Annotated in this window: 17 protein-coding genes and 2 pseudogenes; all 19 read right to left on the bottom strand. The window is 49.7% G+C overall.

Features of this window, described 5'->3' with window-relative positions; genetic code table 11:
- Positions 1–1,047 carry a TraU family protein gene (locus D3M70_RS31020; RefSeq protein ID WP_165869941.1) on the bottom strand — a complete coding sequence of 349 codons (1,047 nt, stop codon included), beginning with the start codon at positions 1,045–1,047 and terminating at the stop codon, positions 1–3.
- A gap of 7 nt (positions 1,048–1,054) precedes the next feature.
- Positions 1,055–1,747 (bottom strand): EAL domain-containing protein, encoded by a 693-nt coding sequence (locus D3M70_RS31015; RefSeq protein WP_165869940.1) that lies wholly within the window; start codon positions 1,745–1,747, stop codon positions 1,055–1,057.
- Entirely contained in the window at positions 1,744–2,868 is a 1,125-nt protein-coding gene (locus D3M70_RS31010; RefSeq protein WP_256660049.1) for a TrbC family F-type conjugative pilus assembly protein, read from the bottom strand. The genes D3M70_RS31015 and D3M70_RS31010 overlap by 4 nt, the downstream gene beginning before the upstream one ends.
- 20 nt (positions 2,869–2,888) lie before the next feature.
- Positions 2,889–3,383, bottom strand: a complete 495-nt coding sequence (gene lepB / locus D3M70_RS31005) for a signal peptidase I (protein ID WP_120130014.1) — start codon at positions 3,381–3,383, stop codon at positions 2,889–2,891.
- Entirely contained in the window at positions 3,373–3,690 is a 318-nt protein-coding gene (locus D3M70_RS31000; protein ID WP_133306553.1) for a hypothetical protein, read from the bottom strand. The genes lepB and D3M70_RS31000 overlap by 11 nt, the downstream gene beginning before the upstream one ends.
- Positions 3,687–6,089, bottom strand: coding sequence for a type IV secretion system protein TraC (gene traC, locus D3M70_RS30995; protein WP_120130011.1), 2,403 nt, complete (start codon positions 6,087–6,089; stop codon positions 3,687–3,689). Before traC ends, D3M70_RS31000 begins: the two co-directional genes overlap by 4 nt.
- On the bottom strand, positions 6,086–6,775 hold the full coding sequence (locus D3M70_RS30990; RefSeq protein WP_120130009.1) for a DsbC family protein: 690 nt from the start codon (positions 6,773–6,775) through the stop codon (positions 6,086–6,088). The genes traC and D3M70_RS30990 overlap by 4 nt, the downstream gene beginning before the upstream one ends.
- 1,098 nt (positions 6,776–7,873) lie before the next feature.
- A partial coding sequence (locus D3M70_RS30985; RefSeq protein WP_309137589.1) for an Ig-like domain-containing protein occupies positions 7,874–12,977 on the bottom strand: 5,104 nt, incomplete at its 3' end.
- A 718-nt stretch (positions 12,978–13,695) separates the two neighbouring features.
- Entirely contained in the window at positions 13,696–14,067 is a 372-nt protein-coding gene (gene traA / locus D3M70_RS30980; protein WP_165869939.1) for a TraA family conjugative transfer protein, read from the bottom strand.
- A 36-nt stretch (positions 14,068–14,103) separates the two neighbouring features.
- Positions 14,104–14,625 carry a type IV conjugative transfer system lipoprotein TraV gene (traV, locus tag D3M70_RS30975; RefSeq protein WP_120130006.1) on the bottom strand — a complete coding sequence of 174 codons (522 nt, stop codon included), beginning with the start codon at positions 14,623–14,625 and terminating at the stop codon, positions 14,104–14,106.
- Between the two features lie 66 nt (positions 14,626–14,691).
- Positions 14,692–16,002 (bottom strand): TrbI/VirB10 family protein, encoded by a 1,311-nt coding sequence (locus tag D3M70_RS30970; RefSeq protein ID WP_256660048.1) that lies wholly within the window; start codon positions 16,000–16,002, stop codon positions 14,692–14,694.
- 54 nt (positions 16,003–16,056) lie between these two features.
- Entirely contained in the window at positions 16,057–17,229 is a 1,173-nt protein-coding gene (locus D3M70_RS30965) for a type-F conjugative transfer system secretin TraK (RefSeq protein ID WP_120130004.1), read from the bottom strand.
- Positions 17,219–17,857, bottom strand: a complete 639-nt coding sequence (locus tag D3M70_RS30960; RefSeq protein ID WP_120130002.1) for a TraE/TraK family type IV conjugative transfer system protein — start codon at positions 17,855–17,857, stop codon at positions 17,219–17,221. Before D3M70_RS30960 ends, D3M70_RS30965 begins: the two co-directional genes overlap by 11 nt.
- A gap of 7 nt (positions 17,858–17,864) precedes the next feature.
- Positions 17,865–18,146 (bottom strand): type IV conjugative transfer system protein TraL, encoded by a 282-nt coding sequence (traL, locus tag D3M70_RS30955; protein ID WP_120130001.1) that lies wholly within the window; start codon positions 18,144–18,146, stop codon positions 17,865–17,867.
- Positions 18,147–18,959: a thioredoxin domain-containing protein gene (locus D3M70_RS30950; RefSeq protein ID WP_120129999.1), complete on the bottom strand. Its 813-nt coding sequence runs from the start codon at positions 18,957–18,959 to the stop codon at positions 18,147–18,149.
- Between the two features lie 120 nt (positions 18,960–19,079).
- Positions 19,080–19,733 (bottom strand): DUF4400 domain-containing protein, encoded by a 654-nt coding sequence (locus tag D3M70_RS30945; protein WP_120129997.1) that lies wholly within the window; start codon positions 19,731–19,733, stop codon positions 19,080–19,082.
- Position 19,734: 1 nt separating this feature from the next.
- Complete coding sequence (locus D3M70_RS30940; protein ID WP_133306552.1) at positions 19,735–20,136, bottom strand: hypothetical protein; 402 nt, start codon at positions 20,134–20,136, stop codon at positions 19,735–19,737.
- 35 nt (positions 20,137–20,171) lie between these two features.
- Positions 20,172–20,662 (bottom strand): annotated as a pseudogene (locus tag D3M70_RS33885) (TraM recognition domain-containing protein); the annotation flags it as partial.
- 1 nt (position 20,663) lies between these two features.
- Positions 20,664–20,938, bottom strand: a pseudogene (locus D3M70_RS33880) (conjugal transfer protein); the annotation flags it as partial.
- Position 20,939: the final 1 nt, after the last annotated feature.

Here is a 20,939-nt window from a genome sequence, read left to right as displayed (position 1 = left end):
TCACAATGTGTTGCAGCAGTCATTCCACCGGAACAACATGTAAAGGGCGTCTTCTCCAACCTGAGGTATTACCCGCCCTTCTCCGCCCTGCCAAGTCAGCGGATGAGAACCGATGTAATGCGCCTCCCTGGTTTCAGACCTTGGGAAAAACATCGCCATTTTGTATTGTGATTTAGGAATAGTGGGGAAGATCGAGCCCCTGCAGATGGTATCGTCTCCGATCGTCAGATGGGCTAGACCACGCCTATGCTGTGTAGCAAGCGTTCTGGTGGCCAATAGAGATGTGGTCCGACCAAAGTCATTAGGTAAGGCGGTCCCTGCCATGGGATATATTTCGCCCCAGGTCCCTGCGCACCACCATAGAGAAGTTAGCGGTTCTTGACCTGCAACGCCAAGAGCTGCGTCAGCGGTACAAGCAGCTTGCGCTAATGGATTAGCAACAGCAGCCGCTTCAGGGTTAACAAAAAAGGCCAATTCATCATTGGTCCATGTTGGATCGATCTCAGACAGTTGAATGATATCAAAGTCTGCGTACCCATCGGGAGAGCAACGTTTGGGCATATACATTTCCAAAATCGAAAGCAGTGGAAATGCGTAATAATGGACATTGTAAAAAGATGTTCGCTCTTTGGTAATACTATTACCCGCTACTGCATCAGATTGAGTACCCCATAGGCGCTTATCACCAATTGGAAGCGTGATTCCGCCTAAAGCAAGTGAACATCCCGGCTTGCGAACGACTTCGATCAGGCGAGCTGGCTCCCACAGAGAATTGACAATACCTGGCTTCCAAAGTCCGAGGTTATCCTGACACATACAGATGCTTTTGGTAGTCGCCCCTCGAGGCGCATCGCCTGGAGTAATGCTCACACCAGCTACACGAATGGGAAACAGGCATGCCCAACATACGTCTGTGAAAAGCTTTGCACTGAAAAGCTGAGCATCTGGACATGAAAGCGAGTCAGTGACTGATTCATCGGACATCGAAGCTTGCGAGAAAAGGGTTAGTACTAAAAAACACAACCCACCGAAAAATTTAAACAACATGAATTGACTACCCTGCAAATTGAATCTGAGATGAAACGTCAGCCTTATAGAACTCTGGTTTTGACAGCGCGAAGCCTTGCAATGAAGCACCAGACAAAGGCCTTAACCAACCTTCCAAAATTGCCATATCTTCTACTTTCTCAAGTATCAAGCCAACGTGGTTCAACAAGCAGTAATCTCTAACTTCAATAAGCCATGGTAATTTATTTATGCTGGGGACCGCAGGAAGGTCAATTTTGCAAAAATCCCATTTGTGCTGAGTAAGACGTCGAAAATCGGAGTTGTCGCTACCGTAATCGTCGATTGCCACACGTAGACCGTTTAATCGGGCCTCAGCAATGATGCGATCCAACTCGACTGGCGTGCCAGAGAACTTTTCGGACACCTCGATAATCACGTCCAATCCGAAAGGCACTGTCTTGGCCAGTGAATGAATTAGATCCTTCACGAGCTTATAGTTTGAAAGGGTTTCCGGGCTTAGATTAACAAACAGCGGCCCCTTGTTCGAAAAGTCGAACAAATTTTCATTAATAAGCCTAACCACCTCTTTATCCAATTGCGCCCAGTCACCTGGCCTGCAGTCAACCATAAATTGCGCTGGAGATTGAAAGCGACCAGACACGACTCGACGAGCAAGAATCTCATAGCCAAGCACAGTGCCATCGGAAAAATGGATTGACTGAAGCGCTAATACGGTCAAGGCAACGACTCTCCTGAAATTTCTTCGATATAGAATTTCTTGTTATCCGCAGTCACAACAGACGGCGTATAGTCAATCGAAAAACGGGTACGAACATCATCTTTTAGGATATAAACTGCATGTCCAACTTTATCTTGAACATCCGTAAACCCTGCCCAACCAGCAGACCTATCAACCTCGCTGAGAATGACCACAACATTTTGCGCGCGGCCATACTTTTCGACTTGAGACCTGGCGAATTGAATCTGCTTTGGAATACTCGGATCGATGATTACTAAGCGTTGAGTGAATGGCCGAATGTCCAGTGGATTGATACGATCCCCTGCCTTATGGATGACGGTACCATCAGCGCCAGCCATTTCTTGAGGCACGATAATGGTAGGGTCCAAGGAACGCGTACGATTGGATGGTGCGGGCGGCAAGTCCGTAAAGGTTTGATTTGTCCAGAAACGGCCAAGGGCTTTGTCTTTCAGTTTAGCGAAATCCACCTTAGCCAGTCTTTCTTGCATTACCTCGATCAGGTCACGCTCTGCAATTTTTAATACAGGTCCGATCGAAGGGAGTTTGACCGATTTAAACTTTTCGAATTGACCTTCAGCAGCCGATATTGACGTTGTACCTGGAACGACGAATATTGTTTTTTTCCCCTCCACCTTTCGGACCTGAGGAACCACGTCAATCGCTGACTCCTCAAACGGAACAGGATTGATAAGAACTGGCGTATCAGATTTGGTCAGTAGACTCAGCCGCTGAATTTTGGCAAGGGAATCTTGAAGTGACAAACCATCAGGAATTCCACGAAAAACAAGTTCTACTGTTCGGTCCTGATTGTACTCAAGCAAAAGATTTTTGATATCGGCCTCGCCGAGGCTCCAGGAAACAAAAACCTGGTACTTCCTCGGAACACTGGCCTCCGGCTCTTGCCCCGTACCTTCTGGAGTTACAGGTGTATTTTTGGCAAACCCTAGATCTTCAGTCTTCAAAACAAAATCGACTTGTTGATCTGTTGACGTTTTGATTTTATTCAAATCATCTTTGAATAACTCAATCGCTCCCTGCTCCTGTTCTACAAACTCGGGAGAAGCAAGCGCAGCCTGCCCAAATAGCATGAGAGCAAACAAAGTGATTATGCATTTATGGGCTACCATATTGGATAAGCCCGCCCAATAACATCTGATGTAGCTGCGTAACCCCAGTACCTGGAGTCAAAACTGTCCTTCGAAGTACCCATGAACCAGAGCTTTCCATCTGGTACGACTTCTTCTCTAACGAACCGGCTATTTGGCTTATTCAAGCGCTCAGCCAGCATAAGCCCCCGCCCCTGCTCAAGACCATTCACGAGGACGTTCATCTCACTAACTTTTATTTGATCACCTGGAACACCGCGGACGTATTTAATTATTTTCGTTCCATTACGAAAAAATGGTTCCATTTGCGTGGATTTAAAAGCGTAAATTTTGTCGCGTTCAACCTCTGTATCAAAACGGTCCACAACAAACACTCGCCAGTCTAGACAAGTGTTTTTCTGTGGATCAATCCCTATTTCGTACCTTGTTGTTGCGTAAAGCGCAGCAGCCACCATTACGACAGTCAACGGTAGCGCTCGCAACAGGAAGCGAAGGTGTTTATTGGCCATTAGAGGCCTCTTCACTAGACGTTTTAGATAGCAGTGGTATTTCAAGCTCAGGTGGGTATGAGACAAGCGCACGAGAGTCAAGCACTACAAATCCGGCAGCAGTCAGCTTATTGGCGGACTCTCGTAGGGCCGTATAGTTCTCGTCGGCTTCGTTAGGGTCCTGAGCAAGGCCCGCCACATTAGCCACGTCGTAATTCAAAACTGCAAGATTTGAATTAACCGTGTCCGGCTTCATCCAGCCATAGGTGATGACGGTAGCCAGGGCACAGCAAATTGAGACCATACAGTTGATAAGAATATTTTTCATGCTGAAACCCCGCGATCACGCAGCACTGCATTAATGCCGTCAGCAGTTGTCATCCCCTGATTGACATACATGTTGATATCATGGACATCTTTCGGCGTTGTTGAATATAGAAGTTTAGAGAAATCATCTACGGTTAGACGACCCACCCCCGAACCGCCTTCTGTCATAAAAAAGATTTCTGAGTACTGCCCTCGAATGGTATGCACTGACTTAAGGATGCTGAAGCCACCGTCACTCAACGGTAGCCGACCTTCTTTTTTAATGAGGTTAATCGCATCATCTTTCTGCCCCAGCAAAAACGTATTCGCTGAGTTTTCGGCAATTGCTCGGCCTGTCGGGCTAGCATAAAGATCGTTTACCGACTGAGTTACCGTGATTGCGGAGCCGTTATATTTCCGGAATCTGCGGTAACCATGTTCGATGAACTTGGCGACATCGCCCTCGGTCAGCAATGACCATGCTTCATCGATCACAACGATTTTCTGGCGATCACGATCGCCAAGAAACATTGCTTGTTGGATTTGATAAATAAGTTGCAGAAGCACGACCTGCTGCAGATGCTTTCGCCCTTTTAGCTCTTCGAGCTCGAGCACCGTAAATGGATTTTTGAAATCAACGTTGTTCTTACCGTTGAAATACTTGCCATACATGCCACTGGTTGTGAAAGGATAGAGCTGTTTTCCGACGTCCTGAATTCGACTATCTGGGTCTGCAAGAAGCGACTTTTCCACATCGTCAATCTGCATGGCGCGACCCTTCTGCTTCCATACATCAGAGGTGTGTTTTCGCAGGCCTGCGACCTGGAGATCGAGTAGCGCCACCGTTGGTGCAGCCATTGCGCACAACAAACCGATAAGGACGTCTTCTTCTTCTGAAAAGTCCTGTACCAGTTCAAACGGATTCAAACAGATGGTAACGTCCTTCTTGAATTCAATGAAGTCGCCATCAAACGCTTTAGCCAGCTTCTCGTAAGACCGGCCGACGTCGATTACCCAAACTTGGGCACCTGAAGATTGGTACGCAGTGATTAAGTAGTTAACTAGGAAAGATTTACCACTTCCCGATTGAGCGGCCACTGTGGCGTTATAGTTTGTTTCAGAATCAAACAAACAGTATGACATCAGCTGTCCATTGCGAGAGACAAACTGCATCATTGGTGAACCGGTGCCTTTCCAGTCTGCGTAAATCGGTAGCAGTGGCAATGCTTGAGTAATCGCCATCGATTTGTAGCGGTACGTTTCACCGATTGCGTTTGCATCAGCGCCAAATGGGAGAGCATTCAGGAACAACGGAAACACGAAATACTTGTCTTCCAGAAATGAAAACTGTCGAATCCCCAAATAGTTTCTTGCCTCGGCCGATGCTCTTACTAACCGATCCCGATCGTTAGCAAATACAACAACAGTCATGTTGCATTTTACTAGTGCTTCCCCCTCTTCGATTTCTTTAAATAAATCGTCCATTCCCTGCTTTTTGGCACCGAGCTTCGGTACGAATTTAAGCAATGGTCCATAGGCCTGGTTATTCGCCCACTGACGCTTTGTGTTCATTTTATCTTTAGCGGCTTGTTGCTCTGGGAAATATACCGTGAAACTTATCAAGCAATTTTCACGGATCCCATTATTCCCGGTCAGCAGATCACCTAAGTACCAAGCCGCTGAACCCTGCACGACACGACGCGGAAACTTTTTAACGCTGAGTGTTTTTACAAGGGTGTCACCAATTTTTAAATGGTCGCTGAACACCTCAACTGTTCGATCATAATCTAGGATCTGAGCCTTCAGCGGCTTGTCGTCATCCGCTTCCTGAGCCATTCGATCCCGCCACGACGCATTTGGGCCTTGATTCAGGATCGATGCCATTACTTCGAGATACAGGTTTTGCGTCAACGCGACGGGGCAAAAGCCAATTGTCTTGAATGTTGAATCAAACTGAGACCGAAGCTCAGAGATAATCTGTATCTCTTTTTCGCTTGGTAGGGGTTCAGCAATCGGAAACTTAACGGTGATCAGACTCAAGATCTCGCGAACTTTAATGCCAGAGAAATCGTCGATAGGCTCCAGCGTGCCGTTAAACAAGTAGGTCGCCCTGCTTTTTACCGCCTGGTGTGCGATATTGTCAGGAGAATGCATTCGCATTCTAAGCATAGTGTTTACTTGATCATTAATATTCTGGGACGAGATCAAGTTGAAATTGATCATAGTACCAGCCGGCCACGCTTGTTTCAGCACACTTTTAAGCTGATCACCTTCTTTGCCATCACTTCCCGGCAGGGGGCGGCACAGAAATGCGAAACCGGCAGTGTTATCATCCATGACAAAGTATTTTTTCTCTTCGTCATACGAAATTACACTGAGAACATCGGCTAATGGAAAGTTTGCCTTTGGAAAAGTTGTCATTGCACACCCCCTACCAACCAGCTCTCAAGTGAATTCTTGGCGTAACCTTGACGCACAAGCCCGTCATCACGAATCAAGAACGGCACGCCCTTAAGCCCAAACATTTGTGCTGTAATAATTCGCTTTCCGATTGCTGAAGTATCGCAATCCGCACCCTGGCTATCGATTACTTTTGCTTTTTGGATCCCGACCGCCATTTCATATGCTTGGGTTTTGTCTTTTGCACAATGCATAGCACGGACGATTTCAGAACTTTCAGCACCCAACGCCGATAGCTCTACGATTTTGAACGTATAGCCGTTCACCTTCTTCATATCCGCAAGAAGTGAGGCACATGACGGGCATTGCGGGTCCGTAAATACAATGATCTGCTTGTCACCCTTTCCAAAGGTAAATGGGCTTAAATCATCGACTTTAAATTTGATTTTCTTGATATCGATGTACTTGAACGCGTGCTTAGCGTCCTCAAGAGATGAAATCTCTTTTTGGCTCCACGTGTCGTATAGAGACCCACGAAATACAAAACGGCCGTTGTCGCTGACAAATGCTAGTTTTTCATTTTTGACTGCTGCGACCATTCCGTTGATCGGAAGGGGCTCGAGATTATCGAGTGTTTGTGGCGCAGCGACACAGGTAACGCTAGCGGTCGCAGCCAGGAAAGCTGCGCAAAAGATTCTTCGAAGCATGAGGACACCTCTTTTACGATGCCATCAGGCTATCCAATCGCAGGGGTCTTCAGCTTTGAATCTGACCCTTTGAAAGGGTCAAAAGAAAAGGCGCCCTAGGGGCGCCCTTTCTTTACCAAACAACCGGTTCTGAGTCCTCACCTGAGTCGTCAGTCGCATAAAGCACGATGTGAGGCGGATCTGGATAGGTTCGTTTCGATATCGTAATCATTGATCCTCCTAGCCCCTGAAGCTTGTCGTTGACATACCAGTTATGCCTTGCCAGCCGACCGTCGGGATCAACACATTTCGCTGTCGCGGTCCAGGCGGATCCTCCTTCCTTCACCTGCAACTCGCACACTGGCTTCTGGTTCTTCTTGACATCAATCGCGACTGTCCCTTCAGCCTCCTTGCTCATCTGAGTTTGTACCTCCATCGCAACCTGGTACTGACCCTCATTCGGCAGAGTCGCTCGTGCATAACGTGAGCCCCCTGTATCTATCTCACTTCCATTCAAGGTGTACTTCATCGAAAGCACTCGGTCTTTCGGATGCCCCCCACTGATCTCAGGACGAACCATAATCCCGAGTGGAGCCCGTGAAGCGTTGTTGTCGCCAGTCCACTTCAACGTAATCGTCCAAGGCGGCGGCTCCTTAAACTCCATGTCTTTTTCTACTAGGGTGTAGTTGCCGCGAGCATCGTATATATGCACCTTGAAGGGAAACACCCCCGGCTTGTCGATCGAAAGGACTCGAAGAGCTTCATTGTCTGCCTTGACAACTGAGTAGCCAGGCATTGTTGGCAGCTCCCAATCGTAGTAGACGCCTTCCACAGCTTTGAACTCACCAATGTTTCGTACCCTTAGCGTCAGGTCCGCTGGCGCGTATTCTGCAGACATGGTGGGGGTTATAGCCCATGACGGCCAGTCATAAACCCAAAACGTAATTCGTTTCTGAGTGATGCCTTCCCCGCCTTTATCCCGGTACCCATTGATCCACGCTCGGTACCCCATGTAGGTGCGATCATCCGTTACATCAGAGTCTTGCGGTGTGTACTTCGCCTCTTGGCCAGGTACGATTGCTGAGCTGTTTGGCATGATGAATTCTCCGTCCATGGTCNCTTTCCCTACTTCAGGTCGAGTAGGGCCAACGATTTGTACCCTAGGTGGCCTCACCTTCCTGAAGGCGACACCAGAGCGGAGGGTTTTCCACGCGCGCAGGTCGTCTTTTGGAGAGTCTTTATAGCGCATGCGCATATAAACGTAGACTCGCGCTTCGGCACTACGTGTTAGCACCACCGAATCGGTGCCTGGCGTCCATGTTGCGCCTCGATCGTAGCTCCACTCGACATCAATGTTTGGTAGGTCGATTGGCTTGGCATCCGTTTGAAGAACCTTGAATGTCGCGTCTGCATCGAGGAACGTGTTTCCTGGTCCCTTTAAAACCCCCTTAGGAATGTTATAGGCCTGGATTTCAATCTCATCCGTCATCGACTTAGCGCCAGAGTTCTTGTTGGTAAGCTCTGCCCTGATTTTGTACTTGCCCTTTGCAAGGGTCATCGCAATCCTTTGTGGTGTACGGCTTGAATTTGGGAGCTCTGTCCATGGGCCTCCGGATGTAGAAAGCTCCCAGCGGACGTTTCCAAGATCCCTTGTCCATGCACGGTTGGTAACATCTGCGAATAGAGTCAACCGCAGGGGGGCCTCCCCTGTTAGCCGAAGAGCCCGGATCGAACCATCAAGTGCGGCGCCATTCAAGATGGCCACAGAAAGAGGTTGTGGAGAGGTCCTCGTAACGCTGTATTCGGGCACCGGAGAAATCACTCTTGCCTCAGCAAACACCCGAAGATTTTTACCTGCGAGCGATGCAATGTCGACAGCGAAAGCTGCCTTACCAGCCCCATCAGCTCTGACCCAAGGTGCGACCTCTTCCACGGTATTCCACGTAGGCTTTTGTACCAGTCTGATCTCCCATCCACCCATCGTGGATGCCGAGTACGCCTTACTCGTATCGTAGGCGTCACCCATTCCGACGTTCACTTCAAACGCCTCGGTTGAAAGAACCTTTCCGTTCTCGTTATCGATGATTGGAACAACGCTTTCGTCAGGAACGGAAAGGACATCAATGGTCGAATGTGTCAAAACGTCGGGCAACAGTGCGTAGCTTGCATCCATGTACAAGCCCCGTTTTTGCCATAGCCCAGAAAACGCTGCGGTGTAAATCCGGCGGCTAACAGACATAGTGTCGCCATATGCCGCTGCTACGACTTCCGTTTGATCTTTCCCAAGGTTCACGTTGTTCTTGAGTTGCAACCTAGCGCTGACAGACGATACGACTGCATCGCCAATGTAGGCGCCAGCGATCGGCGAGACCAATAGGTTGTCGTTCACTTTAGTCGATGACGTGTAAGAAACAGTTGGCAGAGATGGCTCGACTACGGAGAAGCTGAAAGCATCAGTGCCGAGGTCCAACTTTTTGCCTGAAGGCGTATACGCCGAAACTCTCCAACGAATGGCATTATCACCAAGCATCTGAGCGTTCCCCAATAGGTAGGGTTTCTCCCAGTTCGCGCGTGTGACCAAGCCTGGTGGAATCTCTTCCCACTCTACAAGGCACAACGGCCTCGATGTGTAGGATGACGCTGCAGTAATCGCGCGTCGTTCAACAATCGTGAGATCACACGCCACCCCGGATTTCTGCGTGAACTCGACATCTAAATCCTCGACCTTCAGGTAGGCTTTATCGAACGGGTATTTCGGACCTATTCTCACTGCTCCTACAGGTGATACGAACGTGACGTTTTTGACGTAAGTCCCCAGCAGGTATTTCTGACCATCAGCCCCTACGATGTACGAGGAAGCCTCAATCGGGTACGTACCGGCTTCGGATGCTGTACCGATAATGGCAAGTGTAGAGTCGCTGGATAGATCTTTGTATTCCGGGAACGGCTTACTGAACTCCAGCAAGCAAACAGGATTGTCATAAGGATTCGCTATTTGTGCTGATTGGGCTCTCACCGTGTTGATGCAAACGCTATTTCCGGCCTCGAATTGGGCTCGGATTGTCTGTAGCCCCAATGGAGCACTGTCTGCTGATGTTTTAACGCCGCCAATTAGCTTCCATACCTCAAATGGCAAGGCGTATGCAGATCCTGTGAGGTCAGCCCGCACCAGCAAAATGCGACCATTACCTGCTTCGCCTGCTTTGATGGCTGAGACCGCCGCACCGATTGAGGTATTCGTTACACGATCAATCGACATACGAACCGCCTGACCAGGCTCCAGCGCTTTCCGACCGACGTTCAACCCCACGTCAGAATTTTTCTCGACGAAAGCAATAACGTCGGTCCCGAGGGCGGCAACGGCTTGCTGCTCAGTCACCATGAGGCCTGGGCGCCCGTCAGTGTGGTTGAAATCTTTCGTAACTGCTGGCGTTGAAACTTTGTCTGTGAGCAGTTCGGTGACAGGCAGTTGGCCGATCGCCGAGTCAATATTCTTAGGCAATAGCTTCACAGTGACATTGACCGAAAGCCCGTCTTGGTCAATGACCTTGATCTGAACAGAGGTCGCAGTGCGCCCGTCTGTTTTGTAGTTCATTTCATCATTGCCGTTGAACCAGACATAGCCGTGTTCAGGCTGAGCGACAACCTCAAAGGTATGAGATCCCCAAAGATTTGGATCAATCGCGGTTAAGCGCTGCTTTCCACCAACACCCTCGTAAAAATAGACAGTAGAAGGCGTTAGGCCGGTGGGGGCTTCGTTGTTGCGCAAAACCGCAACCTGCGCTACAGACTCAATGTACTCGCCCCCAGCATCAACCACACGAAACTCAAATGTATCGTTACCCACGTAACCCTTTTCTGGTGTGTAGGAATACCCACCGGCACCAACCAACACGGACCCGTGTGAAGGTTGGGAAACAACCTCATACGTAAAGGTGTCCCAAGCATTTGGGTCACTTACAACCGGAGTTTTCGCAGGCGATTTCTGGTTTTCGCTAGTAGTGATCGAAAGCGAAGCAGTTTCGGGGCTTAGATTATTTTTAAGGACGTGGATGGATACTGATCCGTCAACTTTGAGCCCACCTAGGTCGGTTGCCTCAACAACAACCATGTCGTCTCCCACGAAATCTTTATTCGGAGTGAATACCAGGAGGTTGTTTACGACAAAGACTGATCCACCTGACGGTTGCGTGACAACTTTCAGAGCGTGCTTACCAATATCGTAGAGGTTCTTATCCTTGATAACCGGATAGTAGGGTGCCGCGGCAGTATTTTCCAGCGCGTTGATTTCCCCGGATAGCTCACTAGGCGCTACGTTGTTTGCAAGTACCGTAACAGTTACGGTGCCAGTTACTGTCAGGCCGCCGGCGTCCGTTGCGCTGATATTAAAGCTGTCAGTACCAATCCACCCATCACCAGGCAAATAGGTGATTTTTCCATTTGCAATAGTCGCAGTTCCGCCTATTGGCGTGGTCAACATCTGGTAGGTAAAACTGTCGGACGGGTTAGGATCCGTGACGATTGGTACACCGGTCACCGCAGTGGCCTCGGTTGTGTCCATCACCAAGCTGACAGATGTCGGTGCATAATTTTTCGCTGATACGGTGACGTTTGCCGTACCTACCACCTCAGCACCCGCAATATCTCGTGCAATGAACTTAAACGCCGTTTTGCCTTGAAACCCATAAGGAGCGTTATAGACAAGCTGATTGTTAACCACTTCAGCAACGCCAGTCATTGATTGAACCGGGACACTGAAGGTATGTCTTCCTGCGTCATACAGGTTTTTGTCAGTAACGGTTGGCGTTACGGGTGTGGACGCACCGCCTTCAAAAGTGAAAAGCTCTGCTGTAGCTGCGGTAGGTGCATAGTTTGTTTTTTCTGCAACGATTTGACCGTCTTTTACTGCAGACTCCAGTCCCCCCTCGTCTCGAACCTTGTATTTGAAGGATGCCGATCCAAAGTAGCCATCTACTGGCACAAATTTTACATTCATACCGGTGACGGTCAGAGTACCTACAGTTGTAGGAGGCTGCTGGACAATCACGATCGTATGGGTATCCGGCACGTCCGGGTCATACGCGATTACCTGGTCATCCTGGACGGTAAAGGTGATGGCTTGAGGGGCTGAAGTAGCACCAGAAGGGTCCGTTGCAGTCACCTTTGCAGTAGCAGTCCCTTTAAATCCGGCAACTGGCGTGAAGGTGAGTACATTCTTATCCAGCTGAAGTGAGCCCGACGATGCTGGTACCGTCTCAACTACTGAAAATGAAAGTGGAGAATCATGATTCGTATCAGTCGCTGTCAGCTCGACAGAGACAGGCGTTTCAATGGATGTAACAGCGGTTTGAGCATCAACAACCGGTGCAATATTGACCGGTAAAACTTTTACCGTGATGAAACCAGGCTCAGATCCCAACCCAAAGGAATCTGTTGCTGAGTATTGGATCACCCTGCTCCCGACGAAAGCCGGATCAAGGCTCACATTTAACGTGCTCCCGGAAAATGAAAACACACCAAACGATGCGTCTTGAGCAGTAGAGCTCGCCAACGTAAAGGTATCGTTTATGTCCGGGTCTGAGACAGCAATTGTTACTGCTGTGCTCGCACCCTGGTTCAGGGTAATTGTTCTGGATTCAACGACCGGCTTGTCAGGTACAGCATTTACGGTGATTGTTACCAGTGCATCGTTTGATGCCGCTCCCCCGTTGTCAATCACACTCACTCGGCAGGACGTTGTGCCGTTCCAATCTTTTGAAGGTGTGAATACCACGCTATCACCATCGATACCACAACCTCCGATGGTCGAGCTCGGCTGCCCATTGATCACATAACGATACGGCCCAGCCCCGTCAGGATCAGTAAAAAGAACTTTAGCCCTACCAGGAACATCCTCATCTGTGACGATAACAACCGGACTGACAACTGGCGGGTTGTTAACTGGCTGAATCAGCACAGGGATTTTGACAATTTCACTTTTTGCGCCAGCTGCATCAACCGCGGAAATCTGCAAAACGTCCGAGCCTGACCAATTATGCGACGCAGTTATGCTGAGTACGTGGCCGTCCTCGCTGACGGAAGCGAATACATTCTGGCCCTGCGCTTCGACCACCAAATGATAGAAGTCAACGCTGTCGATATCCTTCACTACTGGCTTGAAGGTGAAAGGTTCGTCTTCCACCCCAATCGCAGGATGGGCAATAATTTTTGGCGCATCGTTCATCAAACTAGTGACGATACGTACGCTAGCGACGTTTGAGTAATTGCCGTTTTGATCCTTACCACGGTAGGTGAAACCAGTGATTCCACTCCAACCAGGGAAGGGAGTAAAAGTTGCGATGGAGCCGTTCAGAGTGATCCTGCCGATATCGGAGGCTGGTAGATCATTGATCTCAAATGATTCGGCAACGACGCCGGCACCTGATAGAACCAGTGGGATCTCGAGCTTTTGATCCTCATCGTTTAGAACCTCCATGTCATTGGCTACAGGCTGAGCACGTTTAGGCTGCACTATTGCTTCTACCAAAGCGCCCCCTACAGCAACGACCAGTGGACCAGTGAAACCCGCGGGCAATGCTGCTGCTCCAGAGCAGGTAAAAGAATCTTTGGTTCGGACTCCTTCACATTTTCCTATTTGCACACCCTTAGAATTGCCGACGTTGATGGGTAGACTGTAGGAGCCAGTAGTGGAGCATTCACTACGCTGGACCGAGTAAGAGACCGATACGGAATCGCCTTCGTACGAAGCGATTGGGGTGATTGAAAGCGACTCTGCGCTCTCAACGCACTGTCCAGCGGCATAACCTTGCATCGACCACATCAAGGCCACTGCTGACAGAACGAGAACTCCCTTTAATTTCATCCCGATCACATTCAAACTCCGATCCCGTTAAAGAAGCCCAAAAGCCGGCAAGTAGCCGGCTTTGGTTGTAGCTGTGAAACTAGATTTGGTTGGCCAGTGGAACCGCGGTCGTGGCCAGGGAATGTGCTGCCGGCAGGGTGGCAGTCATGATCGATTCGATGATGGTCGGGGTGTTGTACAGGCCGACACCGCCACCCACGCCGGTCGCGAAGCTCATGATCGACTGACGAACAATCCCGGATACGATGCCCACGAGAACCATCGAGCCAGCTACAACGCGGCCGAGGGTCCCTTGCATCCAGTCAGTCAGCGTGACCCAGATCGAGTCGAAGCTGTCACCGCCTGTACCGGCCATGGCTTGAGAAGCGGCGAGTGTTACGATCAACGCAACGCCGAATTTCATTACGTCTTTAGTACGTCGTTTTTGGTCTGTGCTCATGCTGATCTGCATGGGTGTTTCTCCTGCATATTGCTGGTTGGGGGGGTGTTAGGTGCCAGGGTTAGCTGCTTTGCGCGACTCAAGTGGTCGAATAGTTGCGCTTGGCTTCGGTGCGGGAGTGCCGATCTCCCAGCGACGTGGTTCGGTCTCGGTGTACATGTAACCGGGGACGTTCAGGTCACCTTTATCGGATTCCCAAGGTGCAACCCAGATACGCATTACGGTTGCCTGCGAACGAATAGGAATCGGATCACGCGCGGGTTTGGGAACGACATATCGCTCACCTGCGGCGATGTGTGGAGTGACCTTTGGCATTACTTCCTCCATGGTCTTGCCCTCCTTAATTGCCTCTGCTTTAGCGTCCTGCCGCTCCTCTACCACCTGGCGGAAGTTTTCATTTTCGGTCAGTTGATAAACATCACGAGCAGACATGCAGGTGACGCCGTCAGGCATCCCTTTACACGAATAATCGGACTGACCGATTTGCAAGAATGAGCAACCGCTCAGTGCAGAAACGAAACCTGCACAGACCACGAGGCGAGCGAAGCTAAACCGTGATTTGATTTTCATGGTTTGAGTATCCGTATTTGAATTTGAGGTCAGGGGCTAATCCGCCCCTGAGTAGGGTCTGCGAAGTTAGCGTTTAGTCTGCAGCTTCAACTGCACGCCCTTCTTCACTACGAAATCGACTTCACGAGCAGCGTCAACCTCAATTACTGGATAGAGGTTCTCAGCCATCTCCAGATAGAAATCGGCAATGCGCTCCAGTGCTTTGCCGGTGCCACCGATAGTGGCCCCCTGCAACGCCTGTGAGTTGAAGGCCTGCTCGTAAACAGGGCTAACTACCCTATTTGAGCTGCTCCCGCTTCCGCTGCCAGTGCCGGTCACGTTGATACTTGGGACCTGACGGACGCTAAAGGCCTCACTGACGCCTTGCAGGAATCCAGCCATGAGCGATCGAGCGAGGATAGCGCCTTGCTTCGAAATTAAACGACCTCTCACGCCAGCCTTGCCATCCTCACCGGCCGCATAAGCGTCCAAGCCCGTCTCGATAACACCACCATCATCACGAACGCACGAGATCGTCTCAGCGCGCATGTAAGCCCGCTCCGAGGACATGTCACCGAATGCGCTGGCAATCAGGAAGCATTCACGTACGTCGGCTCGAAAACGGTTAGGCAGAACTGCTTCTTTTTTCACGCGAAGTAGTACTGGAAAAGGATCTTTTCTAGCAGTGCTACCTGTCGGTGCATCAATACCGGTGATGATCGCCCCTGAAAGGATTGAGCCCGCCGGAAGGTACACGTCCTCTTCTTTGGATTTGTCCTTGTTGGCCTCAGGCGCAGCTGCACCGATGGATGTGATTTTGAGGCGATCCTCTTTCTTCGCGTTCTGACCAGGCTTTACCGGATCGACAGCCGGCGCAGGCGCATTGGCAAAGAAGGCTCCAATATTCTTGTTCGGGTCGACGCCTGCCTGCTGGTAGCGTTGTTGTGCAGCCTGATCCCGTACACGCTGGGCTTCCTTTTGCTGACTTTCAGCTTCCTTTTCAGGTGGTGGTGCCTTGGCCTGATTCTCTTTGATTTCATCTCGCAACTGCTGATTTTCAGCTTTCAGCTGCTCAGCAGTTTGCTTGGTGCTGTCCAATTGACCCGCAACGTCATTAACCTGGGCTTTGAGGTCCTTCAGCCCTTCTTTTAGGTCTTGTTGCTGGGTCTGGCTGTCCATCAACGTTTTCAGATTACGAGTAATATCAGTCAGAGACTTTTGCTGCTGCCGCTGTGTGGCGTTGATAGCATCAAGCCCGACAGCTCGAGGATCACTGTCAGTAAGAACGTTACCGATCGTTTGCTTACCGCCCGATTTGCGCTTCTCGTTGCCACCAATCGTGCTCAGGGCTGTGACGAGAGCTAAAACGCCTCCTATCACTACTGCGATTACAACCATTCGCTTCCTGGTCGGGCTCATGCGAGCCCAGTATGACTTCAGCATGGCTCTTCCTTAGTTCAACAAACTTGGGCGTGTAGATTCATCGGATGGCGCTTCACTTACGCGCGTGACGACATAGATCTCCGTTTTGTCCCCAGGCTCAAGCATGTTACGCGGCCAAGCTGCGGAGGCCGCCAGTAGCGGATGGGTGCAGGAAGTTTCGTCGAACATTACTGGCACTTTAAGCGTGTTACGCGCGACACCAACAAGCACTTTGAAATTGTGCCCCATCATCAGTTGTGATTTGGAAAAGTCGAACTGGATGCCCTCTTGATAGCAAGCGGGGAGCGTATCAGTACTGGACAATTTTCCCATCGAGTAACCCTTGGGGATGCCGCCGAGTGCCAATGCGCGCATGATTCCCTTGATTGACTCCATGTATGGTTGGCCCTCTTCCCATTTTTTGGCCTGCCCCGAATACCGATATCCACCAGCACCAGGAGTTGCGGAGCCTTTGCCGCTAAAGCCTGGCGCTTGACCGAGAATCAAATTTGCTTGAATCGGGGGTACTTTCTTTGGAGCGAGCGTCAAGCTGATGGCAATTGACTCGTCGTCCTTGGGCGTGATGTACATAGTGATCGGACTAGGATCATTCGCCGTAACGTAGACAACATTGTCTTTTACGGTGATGTCCTCCTTTGCAGCTGTCGTTTGGACGATTGGATTTTCAAACGGCGTTACGATCCGATTTAGATGGCCCAAGGCAGCTGGAATGATGGTGTTTACGCCTGGCTGCACGACCACTTCCTCAAGGGAGGAAACCATTTCAACCGGCTCAGCCTGAGATCCACCAGTTTGAGCTACCGATGCTGGAACTGACTGCAGATCGGCCGAACGTCCCCCACCAGTCACTTGAATCTGATCGTTCGCACCCTTTTGAGATGCGATTGTTTGCTTGATTGCCGCGGCCGAGGATGGCTTAGCATTGGCGCTTGGTGCAGGAGAAGTGCTTGGCTGTTTTGCCTGTGCTTCCTGCAATGCAGTCCTTGCCGCGCTTTCGTCAGCCTGTTCCATACCATATTCTGCAGGATCGACCTGCTTAGGTACTGACTGCACAACTTGCTCCTGGCCGACGGCAGTAGGGAGCTGTGGTTGCTGTGGTATTTTAAGCTCGCGGGCGCCTGCAAGCTGAGCAGCGGCTAGAGCGGCGATGACGACGGCGAGTTTCAGTTGTTTAATTTTCATTGCTATTCCGCTCCATACGCTTACGGGCTTCAGCTGTCTTTTCTTCGCGACGAATAACATCGTCGGTACGAGGTGAACCTTCATAAACGTCAATGAAGTGAAGAACTGGTTGATAGTTCTTGACGAGAATTTCAAGCTCGATCGTTTTGTTTTCTCGAACAGGTTGCCCTGCCGGACCCTGCATCATGGATCGTCCAACGACGTAGAACTTGTTAGGATTATTCTTATCTGCCTGAACATCTTTTGGCTCAAACGAAAGCGCAACCCGATCCTGCCTAATTTGCTGGACTTGAGTTTCGATTTTGTTAATTACATCCTGATAGATCTCAGGAGCAAGAAGAGGCTCCAGAGTTGAACGGATCATCGAAGCAGTCTTCGGATTGACGTTTCCGATTCGGTCTGCGATATACAGCGCCCACCCTTTGACGTATTCAGCTGACGCACGATTTTCATCAACCCATGCGCGCTCAGCTAGGCCAGGTGGCTGCATATCAACAACCGTGCTTTTGTTTAGCCAGCCTATGACAGAGACGAGATTTGTCACCAGCAAGGCGACGATAATCGCCCTGTGAAACTTACTTTCATCTATAAGCTTGCGATAAGTCTTCTTGAGATTTTCGGTATTCATGTTCGCCTCAGTGAAACTCTCGAATAAACGAGTTAGGTACAGTCCTGGCTTTAGCGCCGGTTAGCCCTGTAAACCAATAAATCATGTGAACCATGAAACCATCAGGGTGATCATCACGATATTTTCTGTACCACCGGGTCAACAAAAAACCGCCGATGGTGCAAACAGCGGCATAACCCGTAAACATCCCGAAAACCAGTCCAATACCAATCGGCGCCACTTCATCAGCTTGCCAAAAAAGCAGGTGGGGTGGGTCGTCAACATACTGGGGAATATTAATCGGTTGCATTTATTGGGATGCTCCACTGCTTTTTACAAGATTACCCATGGCCTTAAGAATATCTTCAGGCGTCTTGGCGCCATTCAAAACAACTTGCTTATTCGTCGGGTTATACCTAACGACCGTAGTCGGTGTTTCCTTAACCCCTAGATCAATTGCCTCCTTAAAATCGGCTTTGATCTTGTTATAGAACCGCTCTTCATCCATACACTTGGTCAATTCTGTACCATCAAGCCCAATATTGTTGGCCACCACATTCAATGGCTGATTGGTACCGGTCCCATTACCTTGGGTTGAACTGAAGATAGCGCCGGCCATGCGGAAAAATGCATCATTCCCACCCTGTGCCGCAGCGCATTCAGCCGCGTAGGCCTCTTTTCTGGAGGCTTCGCCATGGATAGGCACGTGTTTGAAGACAACCGAGATGTTCCCACGAGACCCATCTGCTAGCGCCTTAGGAACGGGGAAGAATTGGCTGCAGAAAGGGCACTCGAAGTCAGAGTATTCGATCAAGGTGAACTGTGATTTTGGATCACCGTAACGACGATCAATCTCCGCTGGGTAACTGCGCGGCGCTGGCGACGGCTTGGAAGAAGATTCTTTTCCATCAATAACAGTCTGCAACCGATGCTCATCTAGCACGTCATCTAGCGCGTCTCTCTGAAGCGCCCAGGGCTTTACTTTCGCAAGCGCTCTGTTTGCTTGATCAGAGACTGCGATGGCAGTTTCCACTTTCTTGCCCATTAGATACAGGGCACCACCGCCGACGACAGTGACGGTCGCTAGGCAAATCGATAAAACAGCTATTGGATTGAGTTTCATAGTTACCTCACCTGATGACCAGATGGTGAGGCTAGAGGGGCCATAATTGGGGGTAATCTGACCCAGTCACAGGGTCAAAACGCAGGTCCCGAATGGACCTGCGCAGCTACGAGATAGGACCTAGAGCCGTTTTGGAAGATTGCCTATCAGCAAGCTGCAGGCTATGGGCATCAGGACAATGATCACCACTGGTATCACCATGGGAGGAATGGGGATCGGTGCAATGAAACTCACCAGCAGCGAAGCGAAAATGAATGAAATGATCTTGGAGCTGTAGGTGTTCAAAAAAGGTGAGGAATGCTGGAAGGTGTACCTCTTTATGTTCCAGGTCATATAGCCGCCAAGCACTGAAGGCGCTAGGATCACGAGCATATACGGCAACCAGATCACCAGTAACAGAAATCGATAGTAAACGTGATAAAGAACCTTCGTAAGTGCTTCTCCGCGATTCTCTATAAAATTGAACCAGAGCCGCCCCAAGCCTTCCCAGCCTTTTGACTTAGCCCGTTCCTCATCGGTTGGAACAAATAATTTGCCAACCCACTGATTGAATCCACTGTCAAGATGGATAGCCGTATAGAGATCATCCGTTCGTTTAATTAGTAGATCATGTTCATTTTTCCCCATCAGAACTTCGCCCCAATCCTGCTCCTTCAGAATCGCATCATCGATAAAATTATTAGGAACGATAATTACGATCAGCAGTATCTCGATGCATACAAACACCAGGATTGCCCAGAAGCTTTTGGGCATTTTCTCTTCGATATCAGCCATATTAAATGGCCTTTATGTCGCGCCATATTTGGCCTATTGACGAGTCTTCCGGCAGCAGCAAACATTCAATCTCGTTTCTGGCCACCACATTAGCATCACTTTTGACTGCACCGTCAAGTAATGATTTTATATCCTGCACCGCCGCGGTAACAGTCGGTTCAGATAGAAGCAGCTCAGTGAGCCCGGCGAGAAAGGGCTCTAGAAACGCTTCCAATCGATCCCTATCTTGCATCCCCAAAGAGCGCTGGTATGACCCAAGTGACGCCTTTAACAAAGACACACATTCAGGAGACGCCGACTCACGACTGACCATCTTTATTGCTGCTGGAATAATTTGAACCGCAGTTGGCCAATCTGCATCCAAGATATTCAAGATGAGGCGAGCCTTGTCGTCTTTTTCCAATAGCCGGGTGACACTTTCATTACGGGTTCGCACAGTTATGCCGCCTCTTTTACAAGCAGCCGTGCTTTAGCGACTGCCTTATCAAAATCCTTAGGTTTGGTTAGAACAGGAATTCTACCTTTTTCAATCTGTCCGCCAGCTAAAATCGCCACAAACTCCAGATTAGGAAGCTGACCAAAGAGTTGAGCCGGGAACAACTCACCCTCCTCGTCCATTAAGCGCTCACCCACGTTTAAGGAGTGCATGTGCGGATCGTCTTTTGTAGAGTTACCCTGCGTTCGCATAACATACTTGTAGTATGTCTTTGGTATTTTATCCGCGATATAGGTTTGGGTATCCTGATCAGTGATCCTAAGTGCAATGGTATGGTTAGTGTTACCAAGGACTTGCCGAGCTTTCGCAGGCGACCCCATTCGAGCCTCAAAGTCAGCGATAGTTTGAGTAGCAACATATAGACGCATACCCGCACCACGGCCTTTGTTTAACAGCTGAACCAATTGATCGTTTACCGTTTCAGCCGCTTCATNCTTCCGATGTACCAAAGTTGTACCTCTGACCCGCCACGGCTGCCAGATCAGCAAGGAAAATCGAACCGATCGCCGAGCCCACCATTGAGTCAGACAACGAGTCCAGGCCCATATATAGAACCTCACCTCCTTGAATAACCTTACTGGAGTCGGTGATCTCCCGCTCATCTTCTGGATCGTCCATATTCGGCGACAGTATTGAGCCCATGTGACCCGACGTAAGCATGTTCAAAATCGGCAAAAGCGAAGCAATCATTTTGCCAAAATGCGCCTTGN

The sequence above is a fragment of the Pseudomonas sp. LS-2 genome (assembly GCF_003605735.1).
In the GTDB taxonomy this organism is placed as follows: domain Bacteria; phylum Pseudomonadota; class Gammaproteobacteria; order Pseudomonadales; family Pseudomonadaceae; genus Aquipseudomonas.
Note: the sequence above shows the minus strand (reverse complement) of the source record. Positions and strands in the feature narration are given on the sequence as shown.